The organism is Hydrogenophaga sp. GW101-3F08 (assembly GCF_059424585.1).
In genome coordinates this window covers 430,544-448,554 of the sequence record NZ_JBWKZP010000002.1, presented here as the reverse complement: position 1 = coordinate 448,554, position 18,011 = coordinate 430,544, and the positions used below count along the sequence as shown (strand labels likewise).

Here is an 18,011-nt window from a genome sequence, read left to right as displayed (position 1 = left end):
GTCTCAGGAGACCGCTACTTCGTTGCTTCCGGTCATTGTGGGTCAGAGCACGCGCCTTGCGCTTCGCTCCAGTCGGTGATCCGACCCCCCAATGACCTGCGCGTCTTCCGGCGACTCAGAGGCTCAGACGCGCCTTGGTGGCTGCCGTGGGACGGCCTTCCGGGTCCCAGCCGCGCGCGGCGTAGTACTTGGGCAGCATCTCGGGCAGCTTGCTGACCATGCCTTTGGAGGCACCGGTCTTGGCCGCTTCGGTCAGCAGGCGCTTGGGCAGGTTGTCGTCCTTGGCGGTGAAGCCGGCGGCGTTGTTGAATTCGCGCTCCATGTTCCAGATGCGCTCACCGATCTTCTCCAGCTCTTCGGTGGTGAACTCTTCGTTGCACGCGGCCTGCAGCTGCGGTGCCAGATCGGCCACGCCCCAGGCGAAGGTGGTGAACACGCACAGGCCCGACGAGTCGAACGCGGCGGTGGCGTCCTGGAACGCCTTCACCAGCTCCGGCTTGCCTTCGCTCTCGACCGGATCGGTCTTGACCGGGATGCCCAGCACTTCCGACGCGATGGTGTAGCCGCGCAGGTGGCAGGCGCCGCGGTTGCTGGTGGCGTAGGCCAGGCCGATGCCCTGGATGGCGCGGCCGTCGTAGGCCGGGAACTCCTGGCCCTTGACGCTCATGGACAGATCGGGGTGGCCGTATTTTTCGGTCAGGCGTTTGGAGCCCTGGCCGATCTCCTTGCCGAAGCCCTCGCCCTTGGCGGTGATCTCGGCGAAGTGGGCCAGCGCCTGGGCCGAGCCGAACTTGGCGTCGATGCCGAGCTGCTCGGCGGTGAGCACGCCCATCTCGTACAGCTCCATCACCGCGCCCACGGTGGCACCGAAGCTGATCGGATCGAAGCCCTCTTCGTTGCACAGCATGTTGGCGTACTGCAGCGCTTCGAGGTCGTTCACGCCGTTGGCCGCGCCCAGCGCCCAGGCCGCTTCGTATTCCAGGCCGCCGTTGGCGCCCCAGTACTGCGGTTTGTTGGCCACGGTGAAGTGGCCTTCGTCCATCTTGCTGATGCGCCCGCAGGCGATGGTGCAGCCGAAGCAGGCCTGGTTGGTCACCAGGTGCTTCTTGCCGTCGCTCTCGCGCGGCGTGGCCATGGCTTCGGCCGAAATGTCTTTCGCGCCTTCGAACTGCACGTCGCGGTGGTTGCGCGTGGGCAGCGCGCCCATCTCGTTGATCACGTTCATCAGCACCTGCGTGCCGTAGGCCGGCAGGCCCTGGCCCGTCACGGCGTTCTCGGCCAGGATCTTCTTCTTCTCGAAGGTGACCTTCATGAAGGCCTTGGGGTCGCGGATGTTGCCCACGCCCTTGGTGCCGCGCACGGCGATGGCCTTGAGGTTCTTGCTGCCCATGACGGCGCCCACGCCCGAGCGGCCGGCCGCGCGGTGCAGGTCGTTGACCACGGCGGCGTACAGCACGCCGTTTTCACCGGCCTTGCCGATGCTGGAGACCCGCAGCAGCGGGTCCTGCAGGCTGGACTTGAGGACCTCTTCGGTCTTCCACACGCTCTGGCCCCAGAGGTGGCTGGCGTCGCGCAGTTCGGCGGTGTCGTCATTGATGTAGAGGTAGACCGGCTTGGCCGATTTGCCTTCAAAGATCACCATGTCCCAGCCGGCCATCTTGAGCTCGGCGCCCCAGTAGCCGCCCGAGTTCGAGCAGGCGATGGCGCCGGTGAGCGGGCCCTTGGTGATGACGGTGTAGCGGCCACCGGTGGAGGCCATGGTGCCAGTCAGCGGGCCGGTGGCCCAGATGATCTTGTTGTCGGCCGACAGCGGATCGACCTTGGGGTCGACTTCGCTGATCAGGTACTTGCTGCCCAGGCCGCGCGAACCGAGGTAGGCGCGCGCCCACTCCATGTTCAGCGGTTCGGACTTCACGGTGCCCGCGCTCAGGTTGACGCGGAGGATTTTTCCAGCCCAAGACATGTTGATGCTCCTAATTGATCAGTTGGGGTCAGAGCACATCGCTTCGCGAGTGGTCTGACCCACAAGGTTTCAGGCTTGAGGTCAGGCGGCAGACGGCTGGTTGCCCAGCTTGTCGGCCCACTGTTTCATCTTGTCGATGCCGGTCCAGTTGGCGTCCACGAAGGTGATGGCGGCGGTCGGGCAGGCTTCGGCGCAGGCCGGTTCGCCGCCGCACAGGTCGCACTTCTGGACCTTGCCGGTTTCTTGCACGTAGTTGATGGTGCCGAAGGGGCAGGCGATGGTGCAGACCTTGCAACCCACGCAGGTCGCGTCGTTGACCACCTTGGCGCCGGTCATCTTGTCCACCGTGATCGCCTCCACCGGGCAAGCATGCAGACACCAGGCCTCGTCGCACTGGGTGCAGGTGTAGGGCACCTTCTTGCCGGTGTGGTGGAAGTCGAACACCTTGATGCGCGACTTGGAGGTGGCGTAGATGCCGTAGTTCTCAAACGAGCAGGCCATTTCGCACTGCAAGCAGCCGGTGCATTTGTCCGGGTTGATGTGCAGGACTTTCTGCATGTGGGTCTCCTGGTGGGTAGCGGCGCGTCTTATGAAGCGCCTTGCCTATGAAAGGAAATACCTATGCATTGTTGAAGCCCCCTTGCCGTTTTTGTTCAGGGTTATCCCGTAGACACTCCGAACCGGGGTGGAAATTCTCAAAATGAAACAGCACCCCGCTTGGCATACTTGCTGCTGTATGTTGTGCGATTGAGCTCCACTGCGCCATAACGAGACAGGCCCATCCATGAACAACAGCCCGCGCCCGCCGGTCACCACGGCGAACAACCACAGCGACCGCCTGGCCATGATCGAAAACGCGCGGCGGGCCGTGCTCGGTGGTGGTGCTCCCGGTGCGGGCCAGCGGATCGCCCCCTGGATCGAGCGCTCCTGGCGCCGCTGCCTGGCGCAGGGGTTCCTGCCCCGCCAGCCGCTGGTGTTCGACCCCGTGCCCGCCTCCGCCATGAAGCGCGTGATGGAAACCAACCAGCCCCTGCTGCGCGCGGCCGCACCGGTGATCCAGTCGCTCGCGCGCACCATGGCCGACACGCGCTACTTCGCCATCCTCACCGACGCCCAGGGCGTGGTGATCGACGTCAACGGCCCGATCGACCACCAGGACCGGCGCGCCAGCCTGATCGCGCGCGTGGGGGTGGACCTGTCCGAACACCGCGTGGGCACCACCGCCATCGGTGCCACGCTGGCCGAACTGCAGCCGCTCTGGCTGCACCGGGGCGAACACTTTTTCGACACCGCCAGCGTCTACAGTTGCGCGGGCGCGCCGCTGTTCGGCCCCGACGGCCGTTGCGTGGGCATGCTCGACCTCACCGGCGTCGACGTGCCCGAACGCCCGGCCCTCAAGCACCTGGTCAGCCAGTCGGCGCTGAGCATCGAAAACGCGCTCACCCTCGCGCAGCCACACCACCTGCTGCTGCGCCTGAACTGGGCCGGCCGCATGCCGGGGGAAGACAGCGACGGACTGGTGTGCGTGGACCGCGACGGCGTCATCGTCGGCACCAACCGGGCCGCGGCGGACATGCTGGCCCTCGCACCCTGCGCGCCCTGGCCGCACTGCAGCGACGTGTTCGCCATCCCGACCGACAACCTGTTCGACGCCGCCCGCGCCCAGCGCGGCGCGGTCGAACTGCCGTTGTGGTCGGGCCTGCGCCTGCAGGTGCTGGCGCGATTCAACGACGGGCGCGCCAGCACCACACCACAGCGTCCGACCACCCACGCGGGCGTGCCGCTCAGGGAAGTGGAAACCGCACTGATCCGCCGCGCGGTGGAAGAGGCCCGCGGCAACGTGATGCAGGCCGCACGCGTGCTGGGCATCAGCCGCGCCACGGTCTACCGAAAAATCGGTAGGAAGTGATCCCCCCTGCGCCGCTGCGCGGCTTCCCCCCAGGGGGACCACGCCCTTGGCCCGGCAAAGCCGGAGCACACGCCCCACCCCCGTCGCTTGTTCGCTGCGCGTAACCACTCCGCCCCTCAAGGGGCAACGCGAGCGGCCCGGCAAAGCCGGTTCCACCGCGTTCTGGGTGAAGGCACTTTGCTCCGGCTGGACCTTGGGCGATGGGCAGCCTCACTTCCTCCGAACACTTTTCCGGAGAAAGTGAATTCACCCGACACACGCCGAAGATCCGGCTTTGCCGGTCCAAGGGCGTGGTCCCCCTGGGGGGAAGCCGCGCAGCGGCGCAGGGGGGTGCCTTGTCATGGCGCGGTCAACGTTAACCCGTTCTGCTGGAAGATCTTCAGCAGCTCACCGCTGTCGCGCAGGGATTTCATCGCGGCTTCGAGGGCCTGGCCCAGTTCCTTGTTCGCCGACTTGATCGCCATGCCCACGGGCCAGCCGGTGTCGGCGATGCCGTTGTTGAAGTTGATCTTGCTGATGCGGAACTGTCCCGCGCTGTCCGGGTGACGCGACAGCACCGATTCGGCCTGCGCCCGCGTCACGAAGGCCGCCGCCACTTTGCCGTCCACCGCGGCCTGGACCGCCTCGGTGCCGGTGTTGTGGATCGAGACCTGCGTGCGCAGCAGCCCCCCGCCATAACCCATGAGCACGCTGGCCGCGCCCGCGCCGCGCTCGGCCGCCAGCGGCAGGCCCTTGAGGTCTTCGGGGGCCGCCGCGCTGGGCAGGCGCCGCGTGTCGTGCACCAGCACCAGCGACTGCCGCATGTACGGCTCCAGGATCCGCACCTGGGGGTTCTTCTGCGCCAGGTATTTGTCGGCGGGCACCTGCAGCATCACATCGGCCGGGCCGTAGCCCAGGTAGTGCCCCTTCCAGACCATGTTGCGCAGGTCGTCGCCCATGTTCTCGCCGGCGTCGAAGGGCAGCAGCGAGAGCTTGAGGCCCAGCTGTCGGGCCAACGCTTCGGCCAGGGCCACGTCCAGCCCTTTCATGTCGGTCACGGCGCCGTCGGAGAACGGCGCGTTGTCCTTGTACACCGCGACCTTGAGCGCGCCGCTGGCGCGGATGCGGGCCAGGTCACTGAGCTCGGTCTGGGCCTGCGCGGGCGACACCGCGGCCAGCAGGGGCAGCAGCGCGCCGCCCAGCACCTGCCGGCGGTTGAGCGCCGAGGCGGCAGGGGTTGAGGTGTTTCGCATGGTGTCTGTCTCCGGTGGGTGGAAGGCTCGGTCTGTGCCGGCTCGGCGTTCGACATGGAAAGGTGCGGGTCCGGTCGGTCGAACCAGGCGAGACGGGCGGACTCAACCGACAGGCGCTCAGGGCTCGCGACGGGTTTCGATGTAGGTGCGGATCGACCAGATGGCTTCCTGTGACAGCGTACCTTCGAACGGGGGCATGTAGACGCGGCCGTCGCGCACACGCCCGCGCCGCACGGTGGAGAGGAAGTAGTCGTCCATCTCCTTGAAGCAGGTGGCTTTCTTCTCGGCGTCGGCGAAGCCGGTGCAGTCGCTGTCGAGCTTGCGCAGGTCGGGCGAGATGCCGCCCGAGATGGCTTCGAGCCCGTGGCAGCGGGCGCAGTTCTGGTTGTAGGCCGAGGTGCCGATGCGCAGCGCTTCGCCACGGGCCGGGCTTTGCGCGTTGTAGGGGTTGGCGTCGAGCCACTTGGCGCCGAGCTGGGGCAGTGTGCTGGTGTCCACGGCCTGGGGCGTCACATCGCCGTGGGCCATCACGGCGGCGGTCACGAGGGCGCTGGCGCCCAGGGCGACGACGCGCAGTGCGCCACGCGCGGCAGGGGGGAAGGAAAGGAATTTCATGGGGCTTGTCTCCGGTTGTCAGGGTGATTCAAGCTTGTGGGTAGCAAATAGCAGGCCACCAACGCCATCGCCCCCGAATGCCCCGCCGGGGCTTGTGTTCGCCCTGCAAGGCCCTGCCTCGCAAAGTGTTCCAAATTGAATCAGTTGCGCCGTGAGGGACAGGCCGCGTGACACAACGGCGGGGCCGTTTCCCGGCTTTCCGGGCGAAGGCGCCCCCCGGGGGCGGTGGCGGGTTACTTGCTATGTCCCTGTTGGAGACAACAGGCACGCGCAGTATCACACCGGGAATACCAGTGTTGCTTCGCGGGACATAACTGATGAGAATCACATGAGCCAAGACCCACAGAAGACCGAAGAGAACGCACCCCGGGAGGCATCGCAAGATCCGCGATGGCCGATGGACTACTGGGGGGGACTTCCCTCGGACCCAGGAGACGACATGAGTGCCGCCATGTACACGCGCCCCATCGGGAGAGGCGCCGAGCCTGCGCCGCCCGCCGCCTCAGCCGAGGCGGGGCCGGACCCGATCGTGCAGTCGCACCAGCGGTCCCAGGCGTATGGCATCACCGCCAACACCGAGCCCGACTTCTCAAGCCCGGGCCGCGTGGCGCTGACCGAGGCCCTGGACGAAAACCGTTTTCTGTTCCAGCACGCCGCGCCCGTCATGGAGACGCTGTACGACCAGATCGTCAACACCCACAGCATGGTGCTGCTGACCTCGGCCAAGGGCATGGTGCTGCACTCGCTGGGCGACACCGACTTCCTGGAAAAAGCCTCGCGCGTGGCGCTCACGCCGGGCATGGACTGGTCGGAGCAGACCAAGGGCACCAACGCCATCGGCACCGCGCTCACCGAGGAAGAAGCGCTCACGGTGCACGGCAACCAGCACTACCTGAACGCCAACAAGTTCCTCACCTGCTCGGCCGCGCCCATCTTCGACCCTTACGGTCAGGTCATCGGCGCGCTGGACGTCACGGGCGACCACCGCAGCTTTCACCAGCACACGCTGGCGCTGGTGCGCATGTCGGCGCAGATGATCGAGAACCACATGTTCGCCGACATCTTCCCCAAGGCGATCCGCATCCACTTCCACACGCGCTCCGAATTTCTCGGCACCCTGGTCGAGGGCATCGCGGTGTTTTCGCCCGAGGGGCGCTTCATCTCGGCCAACCGCAGCGCGCAGTTCCAGATCGGGCTGCCCTTCGCCGCGCTCAAGGCCCACACCTTTTCCTCGCTGTTCGGCCTGCCGATCTCGGCGCTGTTCGAGCTGTTCAGCGGCGCCATGCCCAACCCGAAACAGCTGTGTCTGCACAACGGGGTGTCGGTGTGGTGCCGCGCCAAGATCAAGCAGGCCAACCCCTGGTCCTCGGCCAAGCCCATGGGGCAGGACCAGGAGCCCGCTGCCGAGGCCCAGGCCGGCGCGCCCGCCGCACCGTTCAAAACCAGCGTGAAGAAAATGCAGTTCTCCACCCTGCACTACCTGGACACGGGAGACCCCCAGGTGTCCAACGTGATCCACAAGCTGCGCATGGTCTCGGGCAAGGACATCCCGGTCATGATCCTGGGCGAGACCGGTACCGGCAAGGACCTGCTGGCCCAGGCCATCCACGGCGACTCACCGCGTTCGGCGCAGCCCTTCGTGTCGGTGAACTGCGCCTCCATCCCCGAAACGCTGATCGAGTCCGAGCTCTTCGGCTACGAAGAAGGCGCGTTCACCGGTGCGCGCAAGAAGGGCTCCATCGGCAAGATCCTGCAGGCGCATGGCGGCACGCTGTTCCTCGACGAGATCGGCGACATGCCCAAACACCTGCAGGCGCGGTTGCTGCGCGTGCTGCAGGAGCGCCGGGTCAGCCCGCTGGGCGCGGGCAAGGAAGTGGACGTGGACGTGGCCGTGGTCTGCGCCACCCACAAGAACATCAAGGACATGATCGCGCGCGGCGACTTCCGCGAAGACCTCTACTACCGCCTCAACGGTCTGGTGGTGCGGCTGCCGGCGCTGCGCGAACGCACGGACTTCGAACTCGTGGTGAAGAAGATCCTGCACACGCTGTGCGAAAACGCCGCCCAGATCGGCATCTCGACCCAGGTGATGGACCTGTTCAAGCGCTACCACTGGCCGGGCAATTTCCGCCAGTTGCACAACCTGCTGCGCACGGCGGTGGTCATGGTGGGCTGCCAGGGCTCGATCGAGATGGAGCACCTGCCCGACGATTTCCTGGAAGAGCTGGAGCACGGCCTGCCCAACCCGATCGCGGCGCGCTTTCTCGGCCACGCCACACCAGCGCCGCCCCTGCCCGACATGCCCAGTACCGCCCCGATGCCCGACCCCATCGCCGAGGGCGGCCGGCTGCAGGACGTGGCCCTGAGCGCCATGGCGCAGATGCTGCGGCTGCACAAGGGCAACGTGTCGGCCGCGGCCAAGGCGCTGGGCGTGTCGCGCAACACCATCTACCGCAAGAAGGACCAGCTCCCACCGGATGTCTTGTGACTCCCGGCGCTAGTGCGTTTCCGGCGCGGAGGGGTCACTCCTCTCCATCCACACCGGCTCCAGCTCGCGCCAGGCGCGCTGCACGTTGAAGTCGTGGCGCTCGGTGTGTCCGGCCCAGGTCCGGTAGGCTGGCAGCGCCACGGTGCCCGATTCGCTGGCCTGCAGGCCCCGGTCCATGGCCTGCAGCACACCGGCACGCAGGTCGGCGAGGTAGTGGCGGGTGTCCGTCAGCGCTGGCGGCAGAGCGCCCGGCGCCACGGCGCGCGACACCGTGCTGGACACCAGCACACGCGGGCGCAGCGCGGCCAGCCGCTCCAGCGCCGCGAGCCAGCCGTCCACGCTGCCCTGGGCCAGCTCGGGCACCCGTTCTCCGTACACCAGCCCGCCGGCCCACAGCAGGCGCTCGCGCGCGCTCCACAGCACCAGATCGCCTTCGGTGTGGCCCTGCTCAACGCGCATCACCCGCAGGCGGTGCCGCCCCACACGCAAGACCTCGCCTTCGGTGAGCGTGCGGCTGGGCAGCACGATCTGCGTGCCCGCCATCGCGTCGGCCCCGAGCTTCGCGCTCAGGCTGGCCAGGCAGTCCGGGCAGCGCCGCCGCATGGCCTCGCGCGTGGGCGCGCTGGCCAGGATCTCCAGCCGGCCCGCGGCCAGCAGGTCGGCAAAGGCCGAGTTGGCGAGCACGTTCTCCGCGTGCGCATGGGTGTTGACGATCCAGCGCACCCGGGCCTGGAAGCGGCAAGCCAGCGATGCGCGCACGCGCAGACCGTGCTGGTGGCTGGGGCCGGGGTCGATCACGAGCGCCTCGCCGCCGTCGATCACCACACTGGTGGGCGCCACATGGCCGGCGTTAAGCGCTGAGATGTCACTCGGCAAGGCGGACGGCCAGACCCACGCGCCCGGCGCCAGCCGCTGCCAGGGCACGGCCTCGGCCTGGCCGCAGTCGGGCGCTTCTGCAGGGCCGGCCTGCGCCGGGGCCGCAGCACCCCACAGACCACCCACGCCGGCCAGCCACAGCAGCAGCGGCCCGCCGCCGCGCCCAAGCCACCGCACCAGGGCACGCAGCGCGGCGCTCACTGGACAACCCTCCGTGCTGCGCACTGCGGGGCTGAGCGCCTTCGGAACGGCCGTGCGGCGCTCATGCCGGCCTCCCCCGCACGCAGGCGCGCAGCGCCGCGAGCATGGCGGGCTCGCTCCCCAGGTGTCCGCTCGGTGGCTGGTGCAGCGTGGCGCATGGCGGCGCGGTGCGCGCGCCCAGGGCGGCCCAGGCGCGGCTGTTCTGCGGCGGGCAGATGGCGTCGAAGCGGCCGTGCACCCAGTCCACGGGCACACCCCGCTGCGCCAGCAGCAACACCGCGCGGTCGAGTTCACCGGGCCGCACAAAACCCTGGCGCCGCAGGTAGTGCGCCTGGACGCGGTATTTGTCCAGCGCGGCGCGCTCGCTGCGGCCCGGCCCCCGCTGGTGTGCCCGCGCCTGGGCGCGCCGTTGCCGGCGCCGCAGCTGCGCCCAATCGCGCCGGATCGCGGCGGCCAGCGCGGCGCGCCCCGGCCCTGAGAACGGGTTGGCCGTCTCCCCGGGCCCTGGCCCGCCCCCTGGGAGATCGCCAACACCTTGCGAGGCGTGCCGCAGGCTGCGCCGCATGCCCCGGCCCGCCGCCGCCGACTCCAGCAGGCTCCAGCGCCGAACCACGCGCAGTGTTGCAACACCGGGTGTTCCACTTTGAAGCAGTTGTCTCAGCCGGGCCAGCACCGCTGGCACAGACCGACCGGGCCTGGCGGGCCAGGCGGGCTCCGGGCCGAGCGCGCCCAGCGTGCGCACCGGGGGCTGCAGCAGCCCGCCCACCTCGCGCCGGCTCAGCGCGAAAGCGCCGCGCAACACCAGGCGCTGCACCCGCTGCGGGTGCGCCTTGGCATAAGCCAGCGCCACCACCGTGCCCCACGACCCCGCCAGCAGCGACCAGCGCTCGACGCCCAGATGCCGCCGCAGCGTCTCCAGATCGGCCACCAGCGCGTGGGTGGTGTTGGCGGTGGTTTTCCCTCTGGGGCGGCTGGCGCCGCAGCCGCGCTGGTCGGGCGCAACCGCCCACTGGCGCGACAGATCCAGCGGCGCCAACATGCCGGGCTGGCAGCCGCTGCCCGGCCCGCCGTGCAGCAGCAACCAGGGCTCACCCCGCGGGTCGCCCACGGTGCGAAACGCCATGCGGTGACCGCGCCCGAGCGGCAACACCGCAGGCCGCGGCCAGGCGCTGCGCAGGCTGGCGCCACGCACCGGCTCAGGGTTGTCCCTAGCCTGGTGGTTTGTGGCATCGATATTGCTGAACATGGTGGCGGCTTGAGGTGCAGTGGTGCTGACAAGTTCGCAGACATGTTTCATGCCAACCCACTTTACTGGAGACAAACCATGCAATGGACCACCCCCGCTTTCACCGACCTGCGTTTCGGCTTCGAAATCACGATGTACATCGCCAACCGCTGAGCGGCGCTGGCAGATGTGATCGGGGCGCACGGGTCGACCACACGTGCGCCTTTTTTGTTCCTTTCCACGGTGAACTGACATGCGCATACGGGTTCTCGGATCGTCCGCCGGTGGGGGCTTCCCGCAATGGAACTGCAACTGCCCCAACTGTGACGGCTTTCGCCGCGGCACGCTCAAGGCGCGTGCACGCACGCAGTCGTCCATCGCGGTCAGTGCCAACGGAACCGACTGGCTGCTGGTCAACGCCTCGCCCGACATCCTGACCCAGATCCGCGACAACCCCGAGCTGCAGCCGGCCCGCGCCATCCGCGACAGCGGCATCGCCGCCGCGCTGCTGATCGACGCGCAGATCGACCACGTCACCGGCCTCCTGATGTTGCGCGAGCGCCAGACGCCGCTGCCCCTGCTGGCCACGCCCGAGGTGCTCTCGGACCTGTCCGACGGTTTTCCCATCACCCGAATCCTCTCCCACTTCTGCGGCGTGAGCACGCATGCGCTGGCCATCGACGGCCGCACGCTGCCCGTGCCCGGCCTGCCCGATGTGCAGCTGCAGTGCGTGTCGCTCTCGTCCAAGCCGCCCCCGTATTCCCCGTTTCGCGGCAACCCGCGCCCAGGCGACAACATCGGCCTGGTGATCACCAACCCGCTGAACGGCCAGCGCGTGTTCTACGCGCCCGGCCTGGGCGAGGTCACGCCAGCGCTGCTGGAGCTCATGGCCACTTGTTCGGTGGTGCTGGTCGACGGCACCTTCTGGACCAACGACGAAATGCAGCGCATGGGCCTGCACAGCAAGACCGCCACCGACCTGGGCCACCTGCCGCAGAGCGGGCCTGGCGGCATGGTCGAACAGCTCGACCGCCTGCCCGCCCACATCCGCAAGATCCTCATCCACATCAACAACACCAACCCCATGCTGGTGGAAGACTCCGACGAACGGGCCGAACTCACGGCTCATGGCATCGAGGTTGCCCACGACGGCATGGACATAGTTTTTTAGAGCCCGCACCATGGAAATCGCCCAAGCCATCCGCAACGACAACCACCTGCCCGCCTGGAGCCCCGAAGCCTTCGAGGCCCAGCTGCGCGACAAGGGCCGCTCGTACCACATCCACCACCCGTTCAACGTGCGCATGAACGCCGGTGGCTGCACGCCCGACGAGATCCGCTGCTGGGTGGCCAACCGCTTCTATTACCAGATCTGCATCCCGCGCAAGGACGCCGCCATCCTCGCCAACATGCCCGACCGCGCGCACCGCCGGCTGTGGCTGGAGCGCATCCTGGACCACGACGGCCATGGTGACTTTGAAGGATCGGCCGCGGGCGGCATCGAAGCCTGGACGCGACTGGGCGAGGCGGTCGGCATCTCGCGCGAAGACCTGTGGTCGCTGCTGGGCGTGGTGCCCGCGGTGCGTTTCGCCTGCGACGCCTACGTGAACTTCGCGGCCAAGGCGCCGTGGCAGGAAGCCGTGTGCTCCTCGCTCACCGAGATGTTCGCGCCGCAGATCCACAAAGACCGCCTGGCCACCTGGCCCACGCACTACCCCTGGATCGAGTCCGACGGCCTGGCCTATTTCCGCAACCGCATTCCGCTGGCCACGCGCGACGTCAAACACGGTCTGCAGGTCACGCTGGCGCACTTCCAGACCCGGCAGGCCCAGCACCACGCGCTGGACATCCTGCAGTTCAAGCTGGACATTTTGTGGACCATGCTCGACGCGATCGAGAAAGCCTGTCAGTGATGAACTCCCCCCTGCGCCGCTTCGCGGCTTCCCCCCAGGGGGACCACGCCTTTGGACCGGCAAAGCCGGATCTTCGGCGTGTGCTGGGATTGACACGCACGCCGGACAGGTTTCTGCGCCGCATCGAACAACCCATATGGGCACTGCGATGAGTACGTTGCCGAATCAACCCAAGCTCTCGCGGCGCTTCCGCCTGCAGTACGAGGAAGCGCAAAGCCGCTGGGTGTTGCTGTACCCCGAGGGCATGGTGCAGCTCAACCCATCGGCCGCTGAAATCCTGCAGCGTTGCGACGGCGAGCGGACGTTTGAAGGCATCGTCGCCGAGCTGGAAGCCGCGTTCAACGCGCAAGGCATTGCGCCCGAAGTGCGCGCACTTCTTGAGGAAGGACAACGCCGTGGCTGGATCGACTGACCCCCCCACCGTCGGCCAGCCGCTCTGGCTGCTGGTCGAGCTGACCTACAAGTGCCCGCTGCACTGCGTGTTTTGCTACAACCCCACGCAGCACGCGCACATCCACGACGAGATGAGCACCGCGCAGTGGGTGGACGTGATGCGGCAGGCGCGCAAGCTGGGCGCGGCGCAATTGGGCTTTTCGGGCGGCGAGCCGCTGCTGCGCGACGACCTGGAAGAACTGGTGCAGGAAGCCCATGCCATGGGCTACTACACCAACCTCATCACCTCCGGCGTGGGCCTCACACCCGCGCGTGCGCAGAAGCTCAAAGACGCCGGGCTCGACCACGTGCAGCTCTCGTTCCAGGACTCCACCCGGGAGCTGAACGATTTTCTGAGCCACACCAAGACCTTCGAGCTCAAGCAGCGCGTGGCCAAGCTGATCAAGGCGCACGACTGGCCGATGGTGATGAACTGCGTGCTGCACCGGCACAACCTGCCGCACGTGGGCAAGATCATCGAGATGGCGGTGGCACTCGAAGCCGAGTACCTGGAGCTCGCCAACACGCAGTACTACGGCTGGGCCTGGGTCAACCGGGACCATTTGATGCCCACGCGCGAAGAACTCGTGGAAGCCGAGGCCGTGGTGAACCGCTTCCGCGCTGAGCAGGAAGGAAAGATCGGCCCGAAATGCCGCGTGCTGTTCGTGGTGCCCGACTACTTTGAAGAGCGGCCCAAGGCCTGCATGAACGGCTGGGGCGCGGTGTTCCTCTCCATTGCCCCCGACGGCCTGGCCATGCCCTGCCACAACGCGCGCGACCTGCCCGGCCTGCAGCTGCCCAACGTGAAAGACACGCCCATCGCCGACATCTGGGAGCGCAGCACCGCCTTCAACGCCTACCGGGGCGACAGCTGGATGAAGCCCACCTGCCGAACCTGTGACGAACGCCATAAAGACTTTGGCGGTTGCCGCTGCCAGGCCTTCCTGATCACCGGCGACGCCACCGAGACCGACCCGGTGTGCAGCAAGTCGGCCCACCACCACAAGGTGGTGCAGGTGGTGAAGAACGCACCCGCGCGGCGCAACATCCCCATCGTGTTCCGCAGCGACGCCGAGTCGCGCGCGCTGCACCCCGCGCCATGAGCGCAGCGCCGGGCCCGAACGCCCCACAGCCCGCTCACACATGAGCCCGCCCGCAGCGCCGACCGCCAGCGCCCCACACCACCGCATGCTCGGTGCCTCGCTGGTGAGCCGCATACCCGGCGCCAGCCACGGCACGCTCGCGCTGGAGCGCATGGAGCACGGCCTGTTCCTGCTCTGGCTGGCCTACATGGGCCTGCTGGTGTTTGGCGCCCTGCTGTTGTGGCAGGCCGGTGCCTGGCATCGGCTGGTGGACGCCGACCCGACGGGCCTGACCGTCACCATCGTGCTGCTGTTCATCGGTTGCTCGGTCTGGGCCGGGCGCCGCGCCTGGATGCTGGGCTGGCAACGCCAGCGGCTCGACGCGCAGCTCGCCGCAGCGCACCACCCCACGTCACCCACCGGCTGGAGCGCCGAATACCACCAGGGCTGCGCACTGCCCGGTGCCGATCATTCCATCTGGCTGCAGGTGCTGGGCGAGCGCGCCCACGGCCCGCACGAAATGGCCTGGTGGCTCAACGGCATCCAGCTCAAGCTCGGCCTGCTCGGCAAGGTGATCGGCTTTTCCATCCTCGCGCTGCAGCTCGGCCAGATGGACAGCTTCGACGCCAGCCAGTCGTCGCTGCTGCTCAAGAACCTCACCGGCGGCCTGGGCATCGCGCTGCTCACCACCGTGACCGGCCTCACCGGCAACATCCTGCTCGGCCTGCAGCTCATGCGGCTCGACCGCTTTGCCGACGCCCTGGTGGCCGACACCCTGGCCGCCGGCCTCACGCCGCCCGCCACCCCACCGCAGGAGCCGCCCCATGGCGATCGGCCGCGCGGTCCGTGACACCGAGACCGATCCGTTCTACGACATGTTGTTCAACATGTTGATCGCCTTCGTCTTCTGCTTCGTCATCGCCCTGCTCTCGTTCAACCCCAAGGCCCGCAAGGCCGGCGACATCCCGGCCAAGGCCGAGTTCATCGTCACCGTGTCCTGGCCCGACAACAACCCCAACGACGTGGACGCCTGGGTGCTGGAGCCCGGCGGCAAGACGCTGTGGTTCCGCCAGCGCGACGCCGGCATGCTGCACCTGGACCGCGACGACCGCGGCGCCAAGAACAACAGCGTGCTCGTCAACGGCCGCGAGATCAGCAGCCCGGTCCGCCAGGAGATCGTCACCCTGCGCGGCCTGGTGCCGGGCGAATACGTGGTGAACGCGCACTACTACGAAAGCAAGGACAAGCTGCCGGTGGACGTGTCGGTGGCCGTGGTGAAGGTCAACCCGCAGGCCGAGATCGTCTACACCGGCACGCAGCAGATCCCCGCCAAGGGCGACGAACGCACCCTGGTGCGCTTCAGCATCGACGAGGGAGGCAGCGTCACCGACCTCAACACCCGGCCCTTGACGATCGTGCAGCGCGCCGGACTCTGATCCCCACAAGAAACACCATGATCCCTGCCGTCTCCTCCCAGTTGCTGCTGCTCGTGCTGGTGTACGCGCTGCTCGCGTTCCTGCTGCTCTGCCTGTGCCTGGCCACGCGCTGGCCCTGGGCCGTGAAGGGCGCGATGGTGCTGCTGGTCAGCGGCTTCTATGTGTTTGGCCACCACACACTGCAAGGCATCGCCGGCTGGCCGAGCGACGACGCGCTGCCCAAACGCTTCATGCTGCTCTCGGCCGTGTTCGACGAACCCAGCCCCGGCCGCGGCCACAAGGGTGCCATCTACATCTGGGTCAACCCCATGAAAGACAACGCGCCGCTGGAAATGCCGCGCGTGTTTCGCCTGCCGTATGAAAAAGACCTGCACCGCATCCTCGGTGACGGCATCAAGAAGGCGCGCGAAGGCAACACCCAGATGGGCAGCACCGAGCCCAAACGCGGCCAGGGCGGCCTGGCCTGGCTGCTGCCCGCGAGCAACGACAAGGTGGAGATCAAGTTGACGGACCTGCCACGCGCCCAGTTACCCGAAAAATGAGCGCTCGCACCCCAACCAGCCGCAGTGTCTTGCCCCCTCTCCCGCCCGCGGGAGAGGGTCGGGGTGAGGGCCCGCGCGCCCACACCTCACCCATCACCACCACCATCGCGACCACAGCAGCCACCCTCCTCCTCACCGCCTGCAACCCCAGCAACCAAGGCAATGACTGGTTCCCCCTGCGCGAAGGCGACGAACAAACCCTGGCCGTGCGCTACACCAGCGAAGAGCCCCGCGAACCCGAACAATGGACCCTGCGCGTGGCCCAGCCCGAGACGTTTCAAGACCAGACCGTCGCCGTGCGCCACCACTCCGCCGGCGTGAGCTACTACCTCAAGGCGGACGAGCAAGGCATCCGCCGCATCGCCACCCGCACCGACATCGACAACCAGCCCACGGCCGACGCCGACCCGATCTGGGTGCTGAAAGCTCCGTACCAGGTCGGCACCGAATGGACCACGCCTACCGTGCCCTACCTGATCCAGCGCCGGAACGAACACCCGCGCGACCTGAAATACACCCACAAGGCGCAGATGACCTGGCGCATCGAAGCCGTGGACGACAGCGTGAAGCTCGCCGATGGCAGCACCCACCAACCCTGCCTGCGCGTGGTCGGCCTGGCCCGCCTGAACCTCTACACCGACCCGGTGAACGGTTTCACCGACGTACCCCTGATCAGCCGCGAGTGGTACTGCCAGGGCGAGGGACTGGTGAAGTTTGAGCGGGAGGAAAAAGTGCCCAATGGCTTCCTGACGGGAGGCGTTCTCACGGCGGAGTGGGAGCGATGAGGCAGCAACATCGGTCTGCAACAAGGCTTGGCACTCTGGCCGCTTGGTGGCCATGCCCTTGAAGCTGCGCAGCAAGTGGGTGAACGTTGTGCCGACACCATAGTTTCACTTGGTGCCACGCTGCTCATCAGCTCCCGCCAGCCGCTCCGCTGTCTTCGCCGTGTTCGACACCACCCACAAGCGCAGTTTCTCCAGAAACACCCGCCCACTGGGCGCGAGCAGCGGCGCCAGCTCATCGCACGCCCCCTGCAGCGCAGCCGGTAGCTGGCGCGCAAGTTCGGCGGCGGTCTTTTGCAGGAAGGGTGCGCCCATGCCCAGCTCGCGCGCCAGCGCGGTCACCTGCTCGCGGCCCACCTGGCCGGGCAACACTTCACCGCCCAGACCGAACGCGAATTCGCGCGAGAGGCCGGGGTAGATGCGGGTGCACATGAGGTCGTAAAACGGGGTGAGCCGCACACCAGCACCGGGCAGCTCGTAGATGGACAGGTTCTTGGCGTGGCCGTCGTTGTTGCCGGTGTAGAGGTTGAAGAACACCCACTGCACCAGGTGGCGCAGGTCCAGCGCGGCCCATGTGGTGGCCTCGTAGCTGGCCGGCTGCGGCACCTGACCGGCGGGCAGCAGCACGAAGCCACCGGCCGTGTCACCCGCCACCTCCAGCAACATCGCAAACAGGGTGGAGGCTTTGCGCTGCCCGGAGAGGTAGACGCGCAGCTCGCCTTCGGGCAGCAGATTTTCAAAGAAGACCTGCACGGCATCGGACCGCTGTGGGCCGGGCAGCAAGGGAATGGCGGCCACGGGCCGGGGCTGGGCGCGCTGCAGCCAGCTGGCTGCGTATTCAAAGACGAGGGGCGATGCGTCGCGCACCGCGCCCACGCGCTCGGTGCCGAAGAACACGTCCAGCGTGTCGGGCCGGGCCATCAGATGGCCTGCTGCGATTTGGGCCGGACCACCACCTCCAGGCCCAGCAGATCCAGCAGGTCGAGCACCTTCTGCAGTTGTACGGTGGGCTTGCCGTTTTCCAGCTCGACGATGAAGCGGTTGCCGGTGTTGCCCAGGCCCGCTACGTCAAGCTGACGCAGGGCGCGCCGGGCGCGTTGGTTTCGCACGAGGGCGCCCAACTCGGCCGAGGTCTTGACGACCGCTGCCAGATCAGATGAATTACCGATCGGGACTTTTTTTGGATGGGGCATGGTTGTGCACCTGCTTGATTACCTATCGGTAATTTTGTGTGCACAACCCCCTGCGGCCAAGGAAAAAATGACCGAGCGGTCATTGATGAACAGAGCCATGATGGACGGCGGGGCTGCCCCCG

20 protein-coding genes are annotated in these 18,011 nt (G+C 67.6%); 12 read left to right on the top strand and 8 right to left on the bottom strand.

Going from position 1 to position 18,011, the window contains the following annotated elements:
• Positions 1 to 115: 115 nt before the first annotated feature.
• Both AC07YZ_RS07740 and AC07YZ_RS07735 read right to left on the bottom strand, forming a co-directional pair.
• A complete protein-coding gene (locus AC07YZ_RS07740; protein WP_494794332.1) occupies positions 116 to 1,963 on the bottom strand; it encodes an aldehyde ferredoxin oxidoreductase family protein in 1,848 nt (615 codons plus the stop codon).
• Positions 1,964 to 2,044: 81 nt separating this feature from the next.
• Positions 2,045 to 2,521, bottom strand: a complete 477-nt coding sequence (locus AC07YZ_RS07735) for a 4Fe-4S dicluster domain-containing protein (protein ID WP_226493745.1) — start codon at positions 2,519 to 2,521, stop codon at positions 2,045 to 2,047.
• 226 nt (positions 2,522 to 2,747) lie between these two features.
• Here AC07YZ_RS07735 and AC07YZ_RS07730 point away from each other — a divergent pair, with 226 nt between their 5' ends.
• Entirely contained in the window at positions 2,748 to 3,872 is a 1,125-nt protein-coding gene (locus AC07YZ_RS07730; protein WP_494794331.1) for a sigma-54-dependent Fis family transcriptional regulator, read from the top strand.
• A 338-nt stretch (positions 3,873 to 4,210) separates the two neighbouring features.
• Here AC07YZ_RS07730 and AC07YZ_RS07725 read toward each other — a convergent pair whose 3' ends face one another.
• Positions 4,211 to 4,810 carry a substrate-binding periplasmic protein gene (locus tag AC07YZ_RS07725; RefSeq protein WP_494794330.1) on the bottom strand — a complete coding sequence of 200 codons (600 nt, stop codon included), beginning with the start codon at positions 4,808 to 4,810 and terminating at the stop codon, positions 4,211 to 4,213.
• On the opposite strand from AC07YZ_RS07725, the gene AC07YZ_RS07720 reads away from it, so the two are divergent.
• A complete protein-coding gene (locus tag AC07YZ_RS07720) occupies positions 4,788 to 5,249 on the top strand; it encodes a DUF8200 family protein (protein WP_494794329.1) in 462 nt (153 codons plus the stop codon). The two genes, AC07YZ_RS07725 and AC07YZ_RS07720, sit on opposite strands and share 23 nt — an antisense overlap.
• Here the strand turns inward: AC07YZ_RS07720 and pedF are convergent.
• A complete protein-coding gene (gene pedF / locus AC07YZ_RS07715) occupies positions 5,222 to 5,719 on the bottom strand; it encodes a cytochrome c-550 PedF (protein WP_494794328.1) in 498 nt (165 codons plus the stop codon). The genes AC07YZ_RS07720 and pedF overlap by 28 nt on opposite strands.
• 439 nt (positions 5,720 to 6,158) lie before the next feature.
• On the opposite strand from pedF, the gene AC07YZ_RS07710 reads away from it, so the two are divergent.
• Positions 6,159 to 8,207, top strand: coding sequence for a sigma-54-dependent Fis family transcriptional regulator (locus AC07YZ_RS07710; RefSeq protein ID WP_226493749.1), 2,049 nt, complete (start codon positions 6,159 to 6,161; stop codon positions 8,205 to 8,207).
• A 9-nt stretch (positions 8,208 to 8,216) separates the two neighbouring features.
• Here AC07YZ_RS07710 and AC07YZ_RS07705 read toward each other — a convergent pair whose 3' ends face one another.
• Positions 8,217 to 9,284, bottom strand: a complete 1,068-nt coding sequence (locus AC07YZ_RS07705) for an MBL fold metallo-hydrolase (RefSeq protein ID WP_494794327.1) — start codon at positions 9,282 to 9,284, stop codon at positions 8,217 to 8,219.
• Positions 9,285 to 9,345: 61 nt separating this feature from the next.
• The gene (locus AC07YZ_RS07700) at positions 9,346 to 10,530 is read right to left on the bottom strand and encodes an alpha/beta fold hydrolase (protein WP_494794326.1); all 1,185 of its coding nucleotides are present in this window, start codon (positions 10,528 to 10,530) and stop codon (positions 9,346 to 9,348) included.
• 78 nt (positions 10,531 to 10,608) lie between these two features.
• Between AC07YZ_RS07700 and pqqA the strand changes: the two genes are divergently transcribed.
• From pqqA to AC07YZ_RS07655, 9 genes are all read left to right on the top strand, one after another.
• The gene (pqqA, locus tag AC07YZ_RS07695) at positions 10,609 to 10,683 is read left to right on the top strand and encodes a pyrroloquinoline quinone precursor peptide PqqA (protein ID WP_068167214.1); all 75 of its coding nucleotides are present in this window, start codon (positions 10,609 to 10,611) and stop codon (positions 10,681 to 10,683) included.
• 79 nt (positions 10,684 to 10,762) lie between these two features.
• A complete protein-coding gene (gene pqqB, locus AC07YZ_RS07690; protein WP_494794325.1) occupies positions 10,763 to 11,680 on the top strand; it encodes a pyrroloquinoline quinone biosynthesis protein PqqB in 918 nt (305 codons plus the stop codon).
• A 10-nt stretch (positions 11,681 to 11,690) separates the two neighbouring features.
• On the top strand, positions 11,691 to 12,422 hold the full coding sequence (gene pqqC, locus AC07YZ_RS07685; RefSeq protein WP_494794324.1) for a pyrroloquinoline-quinone synthase PqqC: 732 nt from the start codon (positions 11,691 to 11,693) through the stop codon (positions 12,420 to 12,422).
• Positions 12,423 to 12,570: 148 nt separating this feature from the next.
• Complete coding sequence (gene pqqD / locus AC07YZ_RS07680; protein WP_226493754.1) at positions 12,571 to 12,834, top strand: pyrroloquinoline quinone biosynthesis peptide chaperone PqqD; 264 nt, start codon at positions 12,571 to 12,573, stop codon at positions 12,832 to 12,834.
• Positions 12,818 to 13,957: a pyrroloquinoline quinone biosynthesis protein PqqE gene (gene pqqE, locus AC07YZ_RS07675; protein ID WP_494794323.1), complete on the top strand. Its 1,140-nt coding sequence runs from the start codon at positions 12,818 to 12,820 to the stop codon at positions 13,955 to 13,957. Before pqqD ends, pqqE begins: the two co-directional genes overlap by 17 nt.
• A gap of 40 nt (positions 13,958 to 13,997) precedes the next feature.
• Complete coding sequence (locus AC07YZ_RS07670) at positions 13,998 to 14,786, top strand: hypothetical protein (protein WP_494794322.1); 789 nt, start codon at positions 13,998 to 14,000, stop codon at positions 14,784 to 14,786.
• Entirely contained in the window at positions 14,761 to 15,372 is a 612-nt protein-coding gene (locus AC07YZ_RS07665; protein WP_494794321.1) for a hypothetical protein, read from the top strand. Before AC07YZ_RS07670 ends, AC07YZ_RS07665 begins: the two co-directional genes overlap by 26 nt.
• A gap of 17 nt (positions 15,373 to 15,389) precedes the next feature.
• Complete coding sequence (locus AC07YZ_RS07660; RefSeq protein WP_226465780.1) at positions 15,390 to 15,914, top strand: hypothetical protein; 525 nt, start codon at positions 15,390 to 15,392, stop codon at positions 15,912 to 15,914.
• Positions 15,911 to 16,699, top strand: coding sequence for a hypothetical protein (locus AC07YZ_RS07655; protein WP_494794320.1), 789 nt, complete (start codon positions 15,911 to 15,913; stop codon positions 16,697 to 16,699). The genes AC07YZ_RS07660 and AC07YZ_RS07655 overlap by 4 nt, the downstream gene beginning before the upstream one ends.
• 105 nt (positions 16,700 to 16,804) lie before the next feature.
• On the opposite strand, the gene AC07YZ_RS07650 is transcribed toward AC07YZ_RS07655, so the two are convergent.
• Together AC07YZ_RS07650 and AC07YZ_RS07645 are read right to left on the bottom strand one after the other, a co-directional pair.
• Positions 16,805 to 17,617: a HipA domain-containing protein gene (locus tag AC07YZ_RS07650; protein ID WP_494794319.1), complete on the bottom strand. Its 813-nt coding sequence runs from the start codon at positions 17,615 to 17,617 to the stop codon at positions 16,805 to 16,807.
• Positions 17,617 to 17,889 carry a helix-turn-helix domain-containing protein gene (locus tag AC07YZ_RS07645; protein ID WP_494794318.1) on the bottom strand — a complete coding sequence of 91 codons (273 nt, stop codon included), beginning with the start codon at positions 17,887 to 17,889 and terminating at the stop codon, positions 17,617 to 17,619. Before AC07YZ_RS07645 ends, AC07YZ_RS07650 begins: the two co-directional genes overlap by 1 nt.
• Positions 17,890 to 18,011 lie beyond the last annotated feature (122 nt).

Bases quoted from the DNA above. Each gene is read 5' to 3' on its own strand.
- AC07YZ_RS07650 (WP_494794319.1), bottom strand. From the start codon at position 17,617: ATGGCCCGGCCCGACACGCTGGACGTGTTCTTCGGCACCGAGCGCGTG.
- AC07YZ_RS07665 (WP_494794321.1), top strand. From the start codon at position 14,761: ATGGCGATCGGCCGCGCGGTCCGTGACACCGAGACCGATCCGTTCTAC.
- AC07YZ_RS07655 (WP_494794320.1), top strand. From the start codon at position 15,911: ATGAGCGCTCGCACCCCAACCAGCCGCAGTGTCTTGCCCCCTCTCCCG.
- AC07YZ_RS07700 (WP_494794326.1), bottom strand. From the start codon at position 10,530: ATGTTCAGCAATATCGATGCCACAAACCACCAGGCTAGGGACAACCCT.
- AC07YZ_RS07725 (WP_494794330.1), bottom strand. From the start codon at position 4,810: ATGGGCGACGACCTGCGCAACATGGTCTGGAAGGGGCACTACCTGGGC.
- AC07YZ_RS07645 (WP_494794318.1), bottom strand. From the start codon at position 17,889: ATGCCCCATCCAAAAAAAGTCCCGATCGGTAATTCATCTGATCTGGCA.
- pedF (WP_494794328.1), bottom strand. From the start codon at position 5,719: ATGAAATTCCTTTCCTTCCCCCCTGCCGCGCGTGGCGCACTGCGCGTC.
- AC07YZ_RS07730 (WP_494794331.1), top strand. From the start codon at position 2,748: ATGAACAACAGCCCGCGCCCGCCGGTCACCACGGCGAACAACCACAGC.
- AC07YZ_RS07660 (WP_226465780.1), top strand. From the start codon at position 15,390: ATGATCCCTGCCGTCTCCTCCCAGTTGCTGCTGCTCGTGCTGGTGTAC.
- AC07YZ_RS07720 (WP_494794329.1), top strand. From the start codon at position 4,788: ATGTTGCGCAGGTCGTCGCCCATGTTCTCGCCGGCGTCGAAGGGCAGC.
- pqqB (WP_494794325.1), top strand. From the start codon at position 10,763: ATGCGCATACGGGTTCTCGGATCGTCCGCCGGTGGGGGCTTCCCGCAA.
- AC07YZ_RS07740 (WP_494794332.1), bottom strand. From the start codon at position 1,963: ATGTCTTGGGCTGGAAAAATCCTCCGCGTCAACCTGAGCGCGGGCACC.
- pqqD (WP_226493754.1), top strand. From the start codon at position 12,571: ATGAGTACGTTGCCGAATCAACCCAAGCTCTCGCGGCGCTTCCGCCTG.
- AC07YZ_RS07670 (WP_494794322.1), top strand. From the start codon at position 13,998: ATGAGCCCGCCCGCAGCGCCGACCGCCAGCGCCCCACACCACCGCATG.
- AC07YZ_RS07735 (WP_226493745.1), bottom strand. From the start codon at position 2,521: ATGCAGAAAGTCCTGCACATCAACCCGGACAAATGCACCGGCTGCTTG.
- AC07YZ_RS07710 (WP_226493749.1), top strand. From the start codon at position 6,159: ATGAGTGCCGCCATGTACACGCGCCCCATCGGGAGAGGCGCCGAGCCT.
- pqqC (WP_494794324.1), top strand. From the start codon at position 11,691: ATGGAAATCGCCCAAGCCATCCGCAACGACAACCACCTGCCCGCCTGG.